Source organism: Microbacterium sp. str. 'China' (genome assembly GCF_002993305.1).
Lineage (GTDB): Bacteria > Actinomycetota > Actinomycetes > Actinomycetales > Microbacteriaceae > Microbacterium > Microbacterium paraoxydans.
Genome location: NZ_CP027434.1, coordinates 2181733 through 2197234 on the forward strand (window position 1 = coordinate 2181733; position 15502 = coordinate 2197234).

Here is a 15502-nt window from a genome sequence, read left to right on the forward strand (position 1 = left end):
GCCACGACACCCAGGCTCGGCGAACTCGCCGCCGTCACCGGGCGCGACACGCGGGGTGGTCAGCGGATGAACAACCGGACGATGTTCATCAGGATCAGGACGACCAGAAGGGTCAGCGCGAAGCCGAAGTCCAGCGAGAGCTGACCGATACGCAGCGGCGGGATGATCCGCCGGAAGAACCGGATGGGCGGATCGGTGACGGTGTACACCGCCTCGGCGGCCACGAGACCGAAGCCCTTGGGACGCCATTCCCGATTGAACATCGGGATGTAGTCCAGGATGAGCCTCGCGAAGAGCACGAGGATGTAGACCAGCAGCACCAGATGGACGATGCTGGCGAGGACCGAGACCAGCTGCACGGTCTACGAGTGGTCGAAGCCCGCAGACTCGGCGTCTGCGTGCGCGATACCCCCGTGGCCGGACACCGCGATGTTCTCCGGCGAGAGCAGGAATACCTTGGAGGTCACCCGCTCGATCCGGCCGTAGAGGCCGAGGGAGAGACCGCTCGCGAAGTCGATGAGGCGGCGCGCGTCGGCGTCGCTCATCTGGGAGAGGTTGATGATGACCGGGACGCCCTCGCGGAAGCTCTCCGCGATCAGCTGGGCGTCGCGGTACTGCTTCGGGTGGACGGTGAGGATCTCGTTCACGGCTCCTGCTGCGGGCTGGCGGACGGCGACGGGACGACGGAGGGGCGTGACGGGAGCCGGAGCCGGCTCTTCGCGCTCACGCTCACGCTCACGCTGGGCGCGGGCGGGCGCCGGCGTCTCCTCTTCGTAGACCTCTTCCTCGTCGGCGAGGCCGAGATACACCATGGTCTTCTTCAGCGGGTTACCCATCGTGTCCTCCGGTTCGAACGTTTCGGGCTGGTCTTGTCACAGGTTAACCCCGGGCGGGGCGCGGTCCCGTGATTGCGGAACCGATCCGCAGGTGTGTCGCGCCGGCGGCGATGGCCTCGGCAAAGTCGCCGGTCATCCCGGCGGAGATCCACGTCGCGTCGGGAGCGACGGTCCGCACGTCGGCGGCGATGTGGTGCAGACGGGCGAAGGCGTTCGCGGGATCCTCGTCGAGGGGCGCGACGGCCATCACACCACGGAGCCGCAGCGAGGACAGGCCGAGCACGTGCTCGGCCAGCGCCACGGCTGACGCCGGCGCCACGCCTCCCCTGCCCTCATCCTCGGTGAGATTCACCTGGACGAGTACGTCGAGCACCTCGTCGGTCTCGGCCGCACGGTGCAGGGCGTCCGCGAACCGGTCACGGTCCACGGAATGCACGACGTCGGCGCTCCGCCTGATCGCCGCGGCCTTGTTCGTCTGCCCCTGCCCGATGAAATGCCACTCGAGGTCGAGGCCGGAGAGTTCACCCGCCTTGGCGGTGAGCTCCTGCTGCCGGTTCTCCCCCACCGCGTGCACTCCGAGAGCGTGCAGATCGCGTACCAGGGAGGCGGGGTGGAACTTCGTGACGACGATCCGGGTGATCCCCTCGGGGGACCGCCCGGCGGCACGCGCGGCGTCGGCGATCTTCTCGTCGATCGCCGACAGCCGCGCGGCCAGGTCCGATGGCGCCGAAGCGCCGACCGGTGTCGTCACTTCAGGAATTCGGGGATGTCGATGTCGTCGTCGGCGAAGGCCGGCTCGATGCTCGTCGTCGGCGTGCGCGGTGCCGTCGGCGCCGGGGCGGGCTCGGGCGTGCTCTTCTCGGCCGCAGGCTCGGAGGTCTCCGACAGCGCCACCTCGGGAAGGGACGCGGTGGAGGGACGCGAGACGACCATCGGGTCCAGCCGCAGCGAGGGCTCGCCGCCGTCGAAGCCGGCGGCGATCACGGTCACCCGCACCTCGTCGCCGAGCGTGTCGTCGATGACCGTGCCGAAGATGATGTTGGCCTCCGGGTGCGCGGCCTCCTTGACGAGGTCCGCGGCGTCGTGGATCTCGAAGATGCCGAGGTTCGAGCCACCCTGGATCGACAGCAGCACACCGTGCGCGCCTTCGATCGATGCCTCGAGCAGCGGCGACTCGACGGCGAGCTCCGCCGCCTTGATCGCGCGGTCGGCACCGCGGGCCGAGCCGATGCCCATCAGGGCGGATCCCGCTCCCTGCATGACCGACTTCACGTCGGCGAAGTCCAGGTTGATGAGACCGGGGGTCGTGATGAGGTCGGTGATGCCCTGCACACCGGCGAGGAGGACCTGGTCGGCAGTCGCGAACGCCTCGATCATCGAGATGCCGCGGTCGCTGATCTCGAGCAGACGGTCGTTCGGGACGACGATGAGGGTGTCGACCTCTTCCTTCAGCTTCGCGACGCCCGCCTCGGCCTGGCTCTGGCGACGACGCCCCTCGAAGGAGAACGGCTTCGTCACGACACCGATGGTCAGCGCACCGATCGACTTGGCGATGCGGGCGACGACGGGAGCACCACCGGTTCCGGTGCCACCACCCTCTCCGGCGGTGACGAAGACCATGTCGGCACCGGTCAGGGCCTGCTCGATCTCCTCCGCGTGGTCCTCTGCGGCGCGACGACCCACCTCGGGGTCGGCACCGGCGCCGAGACCGCGGGTGAGCTCGCGGCCCACGTCCAGCTTGACGTCGGCGTCGCTCATGAGCAGCGCCTGGGCGTCGGTGTTGACGGCGATGAACTCGACTCCGCGGAGACCGAGCTCGATCATGCGGTTGACGGCGTTGACGCCGCCACCGCCGACGCCGACGACCTTGATCACGGCGAGGTAGTTCTGGTTCTGGCTCATGGCCGGCCTCCGATTAGTAGAGCCTGGAAGGGGTGAACCTTAAACCTCAACTAGAGGTGTAAAGTATTTCCCGGTATTGCGTTCTCTCAGATCGAAGGTATGCGCCGCCTGGCCGCGCACGCGCAGCGACATGGGCGTGTCGCGCCATTCCCGCCGAAAGAGATCAGCCGACGACCGCCACGTCGGGAGACGTGACGTCGATCGACGAGGCATCGGGGTTCTTCACGAGCGCGGCGGAGAGTGCGAGCGCCTTCAGCCCCGAGTCCTCCTGACTCCCCCACACGACCGTGAGGCCGGAGTCGAGGGTCAAGGTCACGTCGTCCGCCGTCGAGGCCCGCACGCCGGTGAGTGTCTTGCGGATGTCCGCCGGGAGCGCTCGGACGACGAGCCCGGCGCTGCGGAAGGCGGCCGAGTCGACCCCGCCCTCCACCTCCACCAACGGCTGCCCCGCCGGGCGCTGGGCTGTCGTCGAGAGAGCGACGCCCGCTGCGTCCACGAGGGTGAAGCCGGCACCCGACTCGACCACCCCGATCGGCGTACGCTCGACGATGCGCACGGTCAGGTCGTGCGGTGGACGTGCTTCCAGGGCATACGTCTCGATGAGCGGGAACGTCATCAACGCCGCCTTGACCTCGCTCGTATCGACCAGGGCGAGCGGCGTCCCGAGCTGGTCCGCGAGGGCGCCTTCGATCACCGCGGGATCGATCGTCGTGGTGCCGGTGACCGTGATGCGCTGCACAGCGAAGAGCGGGCTGTAGGCGGCGGCGACACTCCCCCCGATCAGCAGCGCCACGGCCCCGAGGGCGCTCAGCCAGACGATACGACGCCGGCGGGATCGCTGGGTGAACCGACGGATCTCCGCCCGGAGCGCCCTGCGACGGGCGCGCGCGGCGCGCCAGACATCCATGGACGAACGCGGGACCGGCCGTTCCTCGGGCATCACTGCGGCGGACCCGACCGGCGAGGCGTCTCCCCCCTCGTCCGGCGACGGCAGCGGGGCGGGACGCCGGCGGAGGGTCCGTTCGGACGCGTCGTCCGTCTCCCCCGGAGTATCCGGAGCGCTCGGGAGTGGGGGCGGCCGGCGCATGGGCTACGCCCCGTCGGTCCGGCGAAGTGACTCCAGCACCTGCGGGATGATCTGGTAGACGTTGCCGCAACCGAGGGTCACGACGAAGTCGCCCTCCTCCGCGACCGATGCCGTGTAGTCGGCCGCCTCCTGCCAGTCGGCGACGAAGTGCACGCGGGAAGCGTCCTGGAACGCGCCGCTCACCAGCTCACCGGTGACGCCGGGCACCGGGTCTTCCCTGGCGCCGTAGACGTCCAGCATCACGGTGTGGTCGGCGAGCTCCTCCAGGACGTCCGCGAACTCCTGGTACATGTGCTGCGTCCGGGAGTACGTGTGCGGCTGCTGGATCGCGATCAGCCGGCCGGAACCCGCCAGGCTGCGCATGGCCTCCAACGCGGCGCGGACCTCGGTGGGGTGATGGGAGTAGTCGTCGTAGACCGTGACCCCGCGCTCCTCACCGTGGCGCTCGAGACGACGGACGGTTCCCGCGAAGCCCTCGATGGCGCGCACGGCGTCGCGGAGCGGGTGGCCGAGCGCGAGGAGGACGGCGACCGCTCCCGTCGCATTGATCGCGTTGTGCACGCCGGGGACCGCGAGCTGCATGCGCTCGGTCTCCCCTCCGTGCGAGACGACCGCCGCGACGGGGCCCGCGGTGACGATCTCGCTGACGCGGACATCCGCGTGCTCGGCCTGACCGAACGTCAGGACCCGCGGGTGGGACAGCCCTGCCAGGACCCTGAGCGCGCCGGGGTCGTCGCTGGAGATGACGACCGCCTCCGACGCGGCATCCGCGAACCGCACGAAGGCGTCGTGGAAGGCCTCGTCGGAGCCGTAGTGGTCGAGGTGATCGGGGTCGACGTTCGTGATGAGCGCCACAGCCGTGTCGTAGAGGAGGAAGGTGCCGTCGGACTCGTCCGCCTCGATGACGAAGAGGTCGCCGCTCCCGGTCGCGCTGGACGTGCCGAGCTGCTCGATGACGCCGCCGTTGACGAAGTGCGGATCGGCGCCGAGGTCACGCAACGCGGTGACGATCATCCCCGTCGAGGTCGTCTTGCCGTGCGCACCCGCCACCGAGACGAGGCGCCGCGTGCCGATCAGCCAGTGCAGCGCCTGAGACCGGTGGATGACGTGCAGGCCCCGCTCCTTGGCGGTGACGAACTCGGGGTTCTCCGGCCAGATGGCGCCGGTGTGCACGACCGTGTCGGCGTCGCCGAGGTGGGCGGCATCATGACCGACGTGGACCGTCGCACCCGCCGCGGCCAGCGCCCGCAGGTTGTCGCTGTCGGCGCGGTCGCTGCCGGAGACGCGGATGCCCGCGTCGAGGAACATCTTGGCGAGTCCGCTCATCCCGGATCCACCGATGCCGATGAAGTGCGCGGCGGTGATCGTCTCGGGGATGGGGAGGGAGAGGTCGGGTCTGATCATGTCCGCTTCAGTCTACTTTTCGTTCTCGTCCGGGCGGCGGCGTCACGCCGCACCGAGGGCACGATCGATCATCGCCACGACGTTCTCGGTGCCGGTGCGGGTGCCCGCGGTCTCCGCCGCCTCCGCCATCCGACGGATGCGGTCGGGATCGCCGAGCAGCGGCACGACGATCCGCCGGACGGCGTCGCCGTCGAAGGTCGCGTCGTCGAGGAGCTGCGCGGCACCGGCGGCCACGGCCGATCCGGCGTTCAGACGCTGCTCTCCGTTGCCCACCGAGTACGGCACGTACAGCGCGGGGATGCCGAGCGCGCTGATCTCGCTCACCGTGGCCGATCCCGAACGCGACACGATGAGGTCGGCCAGTGCGAACGCGAGATCCATGCGGTCGACGTACCGGCGGAGGGCGTAGCCGGGCACTCCCGGGTCGGCGAGGTCGCTGCGCTCCCCGGTGACGTGCAGCAGCTGCCAACCGGCAGCGAGGATGTCGCGCCAGGAGTCCGCGAGGGCGTCGTTCAACCGCTGCGCTCCGAGCGAGCCGCCGAAGACGAGAAGGACAGGACGATCGGCGTCGAGTCCGAAGTACTCGGCCGCCTCGGCCCGCTGTGCCGCCCGGTCGAGCGTGATGACCTCGCGCCGCAGCGGCATGCCGACCACCTCGCTCCCGCGGAGCGGCGTCCCGGCGAACGCGACGCCCACGCCCGCGGCCGCACGGGCACCGAGCACGTTCGCCAGCCCGGGCTTCGCGTTGGCCTCGTGGACGACGAAGGGCACGCGCTCGCGACGCGCGGCGACGTAGGCGGGTGCGGAGGCGTAGCCGCCGAAGCCGACGACGACGTCGATGTCGTGCTGACGGATGTGCGCGCGCACCTGCGCGATCGCCCGACGGAACCGCGCGGGGAACGCCGCGGCCTGCGCGTTCGGACGCCGCGGGAACGGCACCTTGTCGACGATGAGCAGCTCGTAGCCGCGCTCGGGGACGAGGCGGGACTCCAGGCCTTCGGCCGTGCCGAGCACGAGGATCGTCGCGGCGGGGTCGCGCTCGCGCAGCGCGTCGGCGACAGCGAGCAGCGGATTGACATGGCCGGCGGTGCCACCGCCGGCGAGGAGGTACGAAGTCACCTCGCGACCCTACCCCGCTCGGCTGACTGCTTCTCGGCGACCGGGATGGTCCGCGCGAAAGCCAGCAGGACACCGCAGGCGATGAGCACGGCCAAGAGCGCCGTCCCCCCCTGGGACATGAAGGGAAGGGGCACGCCCATCACGGGGAAGACCCCGATGACCACACCGACGTTCAGCACGGCCTGACCCACGATCCACACCGTGATCCCCCCGGCCGCGACGCGGATGAACGGGTCTGACGTCTTGCGGATGACATGGAAGACACCCACGGTGAAGAACGTGAAGAGGGCGAGCACGACGATGCAGCCGATCAGCCCCAGCTCCTCGCCGACGATCGCGAAGATGAAGTCGTTGCCGGCGGCGGGGAGCCACCCGTACTTCTCCTGGGAGTTGCCGAGGCCGAGTCCGAAGACACCGCCGGAGGCCATGCCCCAGATGCCGTGGATCGACTGGTAGCAATCGTTGTAGTAGAGCGTCATGTCGTCGCAGGTGGCGGTGATGCGCCGCATGCGGTCCTTGCTGGAGAGCGCATAAGCGAGGACAGCAGCCACCCCCAGGATCATCGGGATGATGAACAGCCGCAGCTTCACCCCGGAGAAGAAGAGGCAGCCGAGGAGGATGAGGACCAGCACCATCGCGGTGCCGAGGTCCTTACCCGCGAGCACGGTGCCGATCGCCAGCGCGCCCACGGGGACGACGGGGATGAAGACGTGGTGCCAGGTGCCGAGCATGGTCTGTTTGCGCAGCAGGACCGCGGCGATCCACAGGGCGAGGGCCAGCTTGAGGAACTCGGACGGCTGCATCTGGAAGCCCGCCACCTGGATCCAGTTCCGGTTTCCGCCGTCGGCGACGCCGAGTGGAGTGAACACCAGGAGCTGCAGGGCCACGGCGCCGAACAGCGCCGGCCACGCCATGCGCTTGAGGAACGCCACGGGGAAGCGGCTGATGAGGAACATCATCGGGATGCCGAGCAGGGCGAACACACCTTGCCGGAGAGCACCGTCCAACGGGTTCTGGGCTTTCGCCACCGCTGTCGCGCTCGTCGCCGACAGCACCATCACGAGACCGAAGATCGTCAGGAGCAGGGCGGTCGACGCGATCAGCAGGAACTCGGTCGACACCGGGGTGAACCGGCGTCCGAGCGAGACCCGCGCCGCGAGGCCTCCCGACTCAGACCGCGGAGGGCGAGCCACCTGCGTCATCGGCGCTCCCCCGATCGATCCATTCCCGCACCGCCTCGGCGAAGCGGTGGCCCCGATCCGCGTAGCTGGAGAACTGGTCGAAGGATGCAGCGGCGGGAGCGAGGAGCACGGTGCCCTCCCCGTCGACGATCCCCGCCGCGATCTCCACGACGCGGTTCATGACCTGTCCAGTGTCACCAGCTTCGACCTCGAAGACCGGCACCGTCGGCGCGTGTCGCTCGAATGCCGCGACGACCGCCGCGCGGTCCACGCCGATGACGACCGCCGCGCGCGCGGTCGCGCCCGCGTCGGCGACGAGATCGCCGATGTCGACGCCCTTGAGATCGCCGCCCACGACCCACACCGCTCCGGGGTACGCGCGCAGCGACGACGCCGCCGCGTGCGGGTTCGTCGCCTTGGAGTCGTCGACCCAGGTGATGCCGGCATGCCGGGCGACCACCTCGATGCGGTGCGCGTCCAGGCGGAAGGTCTGCAGTGCGCCGTGGATCGCCTCGGGCTCGACTCCGAGGGAGCGGGCGAGAGCACTGGCGGCGAGGATGTTCTGCACGATGTGCGGTGCCGACAGGCCTGCGGCCTCCAGGTCGGCGACCGTCGTCAGCTCCAGGGCGCTGCGCGCGCGGTCGTCGAGGAAGGCCCGATCGACGAGCAGCCCCTCCACGACGCCGAGGTCGCTCGGCCCGGGGATGCCGAGGTCGAAGCCGATGGCACGAGCACCCTCGACGACCTCGGCCTCCTCCACCATCCGACGCGTGGCCTCGTCGGCCTTGTTGTAGACGCAGGCGACGCGGGTGTTCCGATAGACCAGGGCCTTCGCGTCGCGGTAGGCCTGGGCGCTGCCATGCCAGACCAGATGATCGTCGGCGAGGTTCAGGCAGACCGCGGCGTGCGGGAAGAGCTCCCCCTCCGGGCGCGACAGGCCGAGATACCAGAGCTGGTGGCTGGAGAGTTCGACGACGAGCACGTCGAAGCCGGCGGGGTCCCGCACCGCGTCGAGCACGGGGACGCCGATGTTGCCGCACGGTGCGGCCCGGAGCCCGCCGGCGACGAGCAGCGTCGCCGTGAGCTGGGTCGTGGTCGTCTTGCCGTTGGTGCCGGTGATGAGCACCCAGTCCGCCGGCGTGCCGTCCGCGCGGGGGACCTTGTCGCGCACCCGCCAGGCGAGCTCGACGTCACCCCACAGGGCGATGCCCTCGTCCTGGACCCAGCGGATGACCGGGTGCGCCGGAGCGAACCCCGGGGACGCGATGACGACCTCGGGTGCGAACGCCGTCAGCGCCTCGGGCACGGCGTCGAGCGGTCCGAGTTCCAGCCGTGCGCCGATGACGGGCAGGAGGCGGGCGTACTCCTCCTCCGCGGACTCGCTGAGCACGAGGACGTCGGCACCGAGCTCCGCGAGGGTGTCGGCCACGGAGAAGCCGGTCATGGAGAGGCCGAGGACGGCGACGCGCAGGCCGCTCCAGTCGGCGTGCCAGCTCGTCAGCCCGGCCAGACGCTCAGCCGACACGGGTCAGCCATTCGACGTAGAAGAGCCCGACGGCCGACACAGCGAGAAGACCCGCGATGATCCACATGCGCACCACGATGGTGACCTCCGACCAGCCCCGCATCTCGAGGTGGTGGTGGAACGGGCTCATGAGGAACAGCCGCTTGCCGCGGGTGATCTTGAAGTAGGCGCGCTGCAGGATCACGGATCCGGAGGCGAGCACGAAGACGCCGGCGATGATGAGGAGCAGCAGTTCGGTGCGGGTCATGACCGCCATCGCGGTGATGACGCCGCCGATGGCCATCGAGCCCACGTCGCCCATGAAGACCTTCGCCTTCGGGGCGTTCCACCACAGGAACCCGATGAGGCTGGCGGCGAACGAGGCCGAGATGATCGCGAGGTTGAACGGGTCGCGCACCTCGTAGCAACCGCCGAGGGAACCGGGGTCTCCCCCGATGCAGGGCTGCTTGAACTGCCAGAACGCGATGAGGCTGTAGGCGCCGACGACGATCACGCCCGCGCCGGCGGCGAGGCCGTCGAGGCCGTCGGTGAGGTTGACGCTGTTGGAGGTCGCGACCCCGATGATCGAGATCCAGGCGAGGTAGAGGATCCAGCCCAGGATGACGCCGAACGCGAAGAGGTTCAGCCAGGTGATGTCCCGGAAGAGGGAGATCGACGCGCTGGCCGGCGTCTGCCCCCACTTGTTCGGGAAGTTCAGCGCCACGATGCCGAAGGGGATCACGACGATGAGCTGACCGATCACCTTGCGCCACCCCGACAGCCCGAGGCTGCGCTGGCTGCGCACCTTCATGTAGTCGTCGATGAACCCGACCACGCCGAAGCCCACCATGAGCCAGATGACGAGGATCGCGGACAGCGCCGGCGTCTCCCCGCTGACGAGGACGCCGGTGAAGTAGCCCACGATCGAGCCGAGGATGAAGATGACCCCGCCCATCGTGGGCGTGCCGCGCTTGGCCTCGTGGCTCGGGTTGCCGGCGGCTTCCGGGGTGCGGATGACCTGCCCCCAGCCCCACTTCCGGAAGAGCCGGAGGAAGACGGGAGTCAGGAAGAGAGTGAAGGCGAGCGAGATGGCCGCCGCCATGATGAGGGACCTCACGAGAACAATTCTCCCAGACGATCGCCGAGATGCCGGAGGCCCACGGAGTTGGACGACTTCACGAGGACCCGGTCACCGTCGCGCAGCTCGGTGCGGAGGTACTCGAACGCGGCGTCCTGGTCCGGCAGATGCACGGCCTCGCTGTCCCACGACCCCTCGCCGACGGCGGCGAGGTAGAGCCGACGGGCCTCAGGCCCGACGACGACGATGCGCCGGATGTTGAGGCGCACGGCGAGCAGACCGATGCGGTCGTGCTCTTCCCCGGCGCTCTCGCCGAGCTCGCTCATGGCACCGAGCACGGCGACGGTGCGCTCGTCCGGTCCGGTGATCTGCGCGAGCGTCCGCAGCGCGGCCGCCATCGAATCGGGGCTGGCGTTGTACGCGTCGTTGATGATGCGGACGCGGTCGTTGCCCAGCGGCTGCATGCGCCAGCGCTCGGCGATCTCGACGGTCTCCAACCGGGACACGGCCTCCGATGGAGCCACGCCGAGCTCCACGGCGGCGGTGATCGCGGCGAGGGCGTTCGTGACGTGGTGGGCCCCGAGGACGCGCAGCCGCAGCGGCAGCTCCTCTCCCGCGGCCTCGATCACGCACTGCGTTCCGGAGGCCGACACCTCGATGTCCCGCGCGTGCACGGCGGCCGCGGCGGACTGGCCGAAGCCGACGACCCGGAGGCCGCGGCTCTCCGCGAGCTCCCGCATCGCCCAGACGCGGGGGTCGTCGGCGTTGAGCACGGCGGTGCCGGGCACGCGGGCCGCGGCGACGAGCTCGGACTTGGCCTTCGCGGTGGCCTCGATGCCGCCGAAGCCCCCGGCGTGCGCCATGCCGACCATGAGCACGACGACGTGGTCGGGCTCGACGAGGCCGGCGAGCCGCGCGATGCTGCCTGGGGCGGCGGCGCCGAACTCGCTCACGAGGAAGCGGGTGTCATGCGTGACGCGGAGCATCGTCACCGGGGCGCCGACCTCATTGTTGAAGGACTTCACCGGAGCGACGGTCTCACCCTCGTCCTCGAGGATGCGGGCGAGGAAGTTCTTGGTCGTCGTCTTGCCGTTGGAGCCGGTGATGCCGACGATGCGGAGGTTCCCGCCGGCGCGCACGCGCGCCACGACCTCGCGGGCGAGGTCGCCGAGCGCGGCGACGGCATCGGGCACGACGATCTGCGAGACATCGACGTCGACCGGGTGCTCGACGATCGCCAGCACGGCACCGGCTTCGACGGCGGCGCCGACGAAACGGTGCCCGTCCGTCTCGGCACCGGGCTTGGCGACGAAGATCGAACCCGCCTCCATGGTGCGGGAATCGGTGTCGACGATGCCGTCGACCACCGTCTCCGGCGTGTGCTCTCCGGCCACGCGCAGTTCACCACCGATGGCGGCAGCGATCTCAGCGAGCGTCAGGGCGATCATGTCATCTCCATGCGCGGCTCTCGCCGGCTATCCGAACTTGGGGAGGAGCGCGTCCATCGGGACAGAGGACGGCATCACGCGATAGGTCTTCATCACCTGCGTCATCGCCTTCTGGAAGGCGGAAGCGGTGGCCGCGGACGATACAACCTTAGTCGGCTCGTCGAGGGTCACCACGACGACGTACTGGGGGTCGTCGACGGGAGCGAAGCCCACCATGCTGGTGTAGTACACGCCGGCCTTGTAGCCGCCCTTGCCGTCCGACACCTGCGCGGTACCGGTCTTGCTGGTCACCCGGTAGCCGGGGACCTGGATGCGATCGGCGTTGCCGCCCTGCACTGCGACGTTCTCCAGCATCCGGGTCAGGTCGGCCGCGGTCTGCTCCTTCACGATCTGCTCGTGCTTCGGCTTCGGGGTCTCCGTGACGGTCCCGTCGGGGGCCGTGCAGGACTCGACCATCGACAGGTCGATCTTCTCCCCGTCGTTGGCGATGGCCTGGTACGCGCCGGCGAGCTGGGGGGCCGTCACCGTGAAGTACTGCCCGAACGTCGTCGTGTAGAGCGACTGACTGTCCCAGTCGCTCACCGGGTGGAGGATGCCATTCACCTCGGAGGGGAAGTCCAGCGTCTTCTGCCCGACGCCGAAGCGCTGCAGGTAGTCGTAGCGGACCTCGGGGGCGACCATCGTGCCGAACTTCGACAGCGCGGTGTTGGACGAGTCGATCAGTCCACCGGCCAGCGTGTAGTTGTAGGCGGGGTGGCTGAATGCGTCGTTGACCACGGCACCGTTGGGGAAGGTCTCACGCGACGACGCCGTGACCGTGCTGAGCGGAGTGAGGCCGGCACCCTCCATCGCCGCGGCCGCGGTGATCGCCTTGAAGGTGGAGCCCGGCTCGAAGTCGCGGTGGAAGATCTGGCTGTAACGCGTCTCCGGCGTGGAGGAGTCCAGGTCGTTCGGGTCCATGGCCGGCCACTCGGCGGCGGCGCGGATCTTCCCGGTGCCCACCTCGACGACCGTCACGGTCCCGCCCTTGGCGCCCTGCTTCTGGGCCTCTTCGCCGATCATCTGCTGGAGGTACCACTGCAGGTCGCTGTTGATGGTGAGCTGCACCGTGCCGCCGTCGACGGCGTCGGTGACGGATTCGCTGCCCGGGATCACGACCCCGTCCTTGCCCTTGCGGTAGGTCTTCTCACCGTCCACGGGCGCCAGGCATGCCTGCTCGAGCTGCTCGACACCGGCTTTGGCCTCGCCCGTGTTGTCGAGGAAGCCCAGCACGTTGCCGGCGACGGCCCCGTTGGGGTAGACCCGGGTCTCGCGCGGCTTCAGCGCCAGGTAAGACCCGAGGCCGAGGTCGCGGAGCGCGATGTACTGCTCGGTGTTCAACCCGGTTTTCAAGGGCGCGTACTGGCTGTTCGGGTTCTCGGCGAGGGCGTCGGAGACACGCTTGCGGATCTCGTCTCCCGACACCCCCGTGATCGCGGCGATCTTCTCGGAGGCCTCGGCCCACGGCAGAGCCGGATCCTTCTCCTCCGTGAGCCTGATGACCTGCGGGCTGAGCTGCGCGTCGTAGACCATGACGCTCGACGCGAGGACCGTGCCCTCGGAGTCGACGATGGATCCCCGCTGGCCGGGGATCTTCGAGCCGTCGCCGATGTGCTCGAGGGATTGGCTGACGTGCTCGTCGGCGCTCACCACCTGGATGTCGATGAGGCGGACGACGAACGCCACCAGGATGGAAAGGATGACCGCCAGGGCGACGACGGTGCGTCGCCGCGGTCCGCGCGTGGCTCGTGTCGTCATGGGATCTCTCCGTCGCTCGGGATGGTCAGTGCGTCGTGGGGCTGGGCAGGCCGTCGGTGATGGCCGGTGGCAGGTCTTGCGCCGGCGATGTGCCGCCGGTCTCCTCGTCCGCCGTGTCCGTCGCCGGCGGCGTCTCCTCCGTGACGAGGACGTTGCCGACGGCCGCCTTCCCGTTGGGATCGATCGTGGACACCCCCTCCGCCCCGGTACCCGCGCCGAAGACGGCACCGTCGCTGAGGCGGAGATAGGACGGGGCGCCCGCCACGACCATGCCGAGGTCGGCGGCGCTGCTGGCGAGCACCTGCGGGGAGCTCAGTCCCGTGAGCTCTTCCTGCAGCGCATCGGTCCGGAGGTCGAGTTCACGCTGCTGGGACGTGAGCCCCGCGAGGGTGAACGAGTCCTGGGTGATGGCGAGCGAGAGCCCGACCTGACCCGCGCCGATGGCCAGGGCGCCGCCCAGCGCGACGAGCGCGTAGGCGAGCTTCGGCTTGCGGCGTCGTGCCGGGGCCGTCACCGGCCGCAGGCGCCGCTCCGGCGCCGTCTCCGGGGCGGCAGGCTGCAGTGGCAGGGCTGGCTTGCGGACTGCGTTCATGCTCATGCGCTCTCCCGCACCTTCTCGGCGGCGCGCAGGCGCACCGGTATCGCACGCGGATTGCGTGCGCGCTCTTCGTCGTCGGCGAGTTCCGCCCCCTTGGTCAGGATGCGGAATCGGGGGGCGTGCTCGGGCAGTTCGACAGGCAACCCGGCGGGCGCCGTCGAGGAGGAGGCGGCGGCGAAGGCCTGCTTGACCAGCCGGTCCTCGAGGGACTGGTACGACATCACCACGATGCGTCCTCCGACCGCGAGGGCGTCCATCGCGGCGGGGATCGCGTCAGCGAGGACGTTCAGCTCGGCGTTGACCTCGATCCGGAGGGCCTGGAACACGCGCTTCGCCGGGTGCCCTGATCGCTGCGCTGCCGCGGGGGTTGCGGCCACGAGGATGTCGACGAGCTCACCCGATCGCGTGATCGGCTGCTTCTGACGGGCGTCGATGATGAAGCGCGCATACCGGCCGGCGAGCTTCTCCTCCCCGTACCGCTCGAAGATGCGCCGCAGGTTCCCCTCGCTGTAGCTGGCGATGACCTCGGCGGCGGTGATGCCCTTCGTCTGATCCATCCGCATGTCGAGCGGAGCGTCCTTGGAATACGCGAAGCCGCGTTCGGCCTCGTCCAGCTGCAGCGACGAGACACCCAGGTCGAACAGGATCCCGGCGGCGCCCTGAGCGTGCAGCCCGATCTCGTCGTAGACGGTGTGGACGAGCGTGACCCGATCCCGGAACCGGGCGAGCCGCTCCCCCGCGATCTTCAGCGCGTCGGTGTCCCGGTCCAGCCCGATGAGACGGATGCCGGGGAATCGCTCGAGCAGCGCCTCGGAATGGCCGCCCATGCCGAGGGTGGCATCGACGAGCACGGCGCCGTCCTCCTGGAGGGCGGGCGCGAGGAGCTCGACGCAGCGGTCGAGCAGGACAGGAGTGTGGATGTCGCGGAGGTTCATGATCTCTCTCGGGTCCGACCTTCGGCTCTGATCCCCCTCCGCATCTCGACCCGGCACCGGGGAAGTGTGTCGGGGCGGGAGCGGCGGGGCATCACAGCCGTGGTCAGAACAGTCCGGGAATCACCTCCTGCTCCAGCTCGGCGTAGGACTCCTCGCCGGCGGCGAGGTAGGCGTTCCAGCTCTCCGCGTCCCAGATCTCGGCGTGGGCGCCGACTCCGGTCACGATGAGCTCCTTCTGAAGACCTGCGTACTGACGCAGGTGGGCGGGGATGGTGATGCGGTTCTGGCTGTCGGGCATCTCCGCGCTGGCGCCGGAGAGGAACATGCGCATGAAGTCACGCGCCTGCTTGTTGGCGAGCGGCGCCTGACGGATCCGCTCGTGCATCGCCTCGAACTCGGCCGTGCTGAAGACGTAGAGGCAGCGCTCCTGGCCCCGGGTGACGACGATGCCGCCGCCCAGGTCCTCGCGGAACTTCGCGGGAAGGATGACCCGTCCCTTGTCGTCCAGCTTCGGTGAGTGCGTGCCCAGCAGCATCGGCCATCACCCCCTCTCCGTCCGGCCAACTCGAGGTGCGCCCCACTTTACTCCACTTTCCTCCACATTCCTACGACG

Annotated in this window: 15 protein-coding genes; all 15 read right to left on the reverse strand. The window is 69.7% G+C overall.

Going from position 1 to position 15502, the window contains the following annotated elements; genetic code table 11:
• Positions 1-59: 59 nt before the first annotated feature.
• Positions 60-359: a YggT family protein gene (locus C6C15_RS10525; RefSeq protein WP_025105081.1), complete on the reverse strand. Its 300-nt coding sequence runs from the start codon at positions 357-359 to the stop codon at positions 60-62.
• Positions 360-362: 3 nt separating this feature from the next.
• Positions 363-836, reverse strand: a complete 474-nt coding sequence (locus C6C15_RS10530; RefSeq protein WP_025105082.1) for a cell division protein SepF — start codon at positions 834-836, stop codon at positions 363-365.
• A gap of 43 nt (positions 837-879) precedes the next feature.
• Positions 880-1587, reverse strand: a complete 708-nt coding sequence (locus tag C6C15_RS10535; RefSeq protein ID WP_105950042.1) for a YggS family pyridoxal phosphate-dependent enzyme — start codon at positions 1585-1587, stop codon at positions 880-882.
• A complete protein-coding gene (gene ftsZ, locus C6C15_RS10540) occupies positions 1584-2738 on the reverse strand; it encodes a cell division protein FtsZ (RefSeq protein ID WP_060922670.1) in 1155 nt (384 codons plus the stop codon). The genes C6C15_RS10535 and ftsZ overlap by 4 nt, the downstream gene beginning before the upstream one ends.
• Positions 2739-2901: 163 nt before the next feature.
• Positions 2902-3645, reverse strand: a complete 744-nt coding sequence (locus tag C6C15_RS10545) for an FtsQ-type POTRA domain-containing protein (protein ID WP_234024123.1) — start codon at positions 3643-3645, stop codon at positions 2902-2904.
• 183 nt (positions 3646-3828) lie between these two features.
• The gene (gene murC / locus C6C15_RS10550; protein ID WP_060922671.1) at positions 3829-5229 is read right to left on the reverse strand and encodes a UDP-N-acetylmuramate--L-alanine ligase; all 1401 of its coding nucleotides are present in this window, start codon (positions 5227-5229) and stop codon (positions 3829-3831) included.
• 42 nt (positions 5230-5271) lie between these two features.
• Positions 5272-6348 carry a UDP-N-acetylglucosamine--N-acetylmuramyl-(pentapeptide) pyrophosphoryl-undecaprenol N-acetylglucosamine transferase gene (locus C6C15_RS10555; RefSeq protein WP_105950044.1) on the reverse strand — a complete coding sequence of 359 codons (1077 nt, stop codon included), beginning with the start codon at positions 6346-6348 and terminating at the stop codon, positions 5272-5274.
• Positions 6345-7550, reverse strand: a complete 1206-nt coding sequence (gene ftsW, locus C6C15_RS10560) for a putative lipid II flippase FtsW (protein ID WP_060922673.1) — start codon at positions 7548-7550, stop codon at positions 6345-6347. Before ftsW ends, C6C15_RS10555 begins: the two co-directional genes overlap by 4 nt.
• Complete coding sequence (gene murD, locus C6C15_RS10565; RefSeq protein WP_105950045.1) at positions 7519-9054, reverse strand: UDP-N-acetylmuramoyl-L-alanine--D-glutamate ligase; 1536 nt, start codon at positions 9052-9054, stop codon at positions 7519-7521. Before murD ends, ftsW begins: the two co-directional genes overlap by 32 nt.
• On the reverse strand, positions 9044-10150 hold the full coding sequence (gene mraY / locus C6C15_RS10570) for a phospho-N-acetylmuramoyl-pentapeptide-transferase (protein ID WP_025105090.1): 1107 nt from the start codon (positions 10148-10150) through the stop codon (positions 9044-9046). Before mraY ends, murD begins: the two co-directional genes overlap by 11 nt.
• The gene (locus tag C6C15_RS10575; protein WP_105950046.1) at positions 10147-11559 is read right to left on the reverse strand and encodes a UDP-N-acetylmuramoyl-tripeptide--D-alanyl-D-alanine ligase; all 1413 of its coding nucleotides are present in this window, start codon (positions 11557-11559) and stop codon (positions 10147-10149) included. Before C6C15_RS10575 ends, mraY begins: the two co-directional genes overlap by 4 nt.
• Before the next feature lie 27 nt (positions 11560-11586).
• Positions 11587-13356 (reverse strand): peptidoglycan D,D-transpeptidase FtsI family protein, encoded by a 1770-nt coding sequence (locus C6C15_RS10580; protein WP_105950047.1) that lies wholly within the window; start codon positions 13354-13356, stop codon positions 11587-11589.
• Between the two features lie 25 nt (positions 13357-13381).
• Positions 13382-13954, reverse strand: coding sequence for a hypothetical protein (locus tag C6C15_RS10585; RefSeq protein ID WP_105950048.1), 573 nt, complete (start codon positions 13952-13954; stop codon positions 13382-13384).
• Entirely contained in the window at positions 13951-14889 is a 939-nt protein-coding gene (gene rsmH / locus C6C15_RS10590; RefSeq protein ID WP_105950049.1) for a 16S rRNA (cytosine(1402)-N(4))-methyltransferase RsmH, read from the reverse strand. The genes C6C15_RS10585 and rsmH overlap by 4 nt, the downstream gene beginning before the upstream one ends.
• A gap of 103 nt (positions 14890-14992) precedes the next feature.
• Complete coding sequence (gene mraZ, locus C6C15_RS10595) at positions 14993-15424, reverse strand: division/cell wall cluster transcriptional repressor MraZ (protein WP_025105095.1); 432 nt, start codon at positions 15422-15424, stop codon at positions 14993-14995.
• Positions 15425-15502 lie beyond the last annotated feature (78 nt).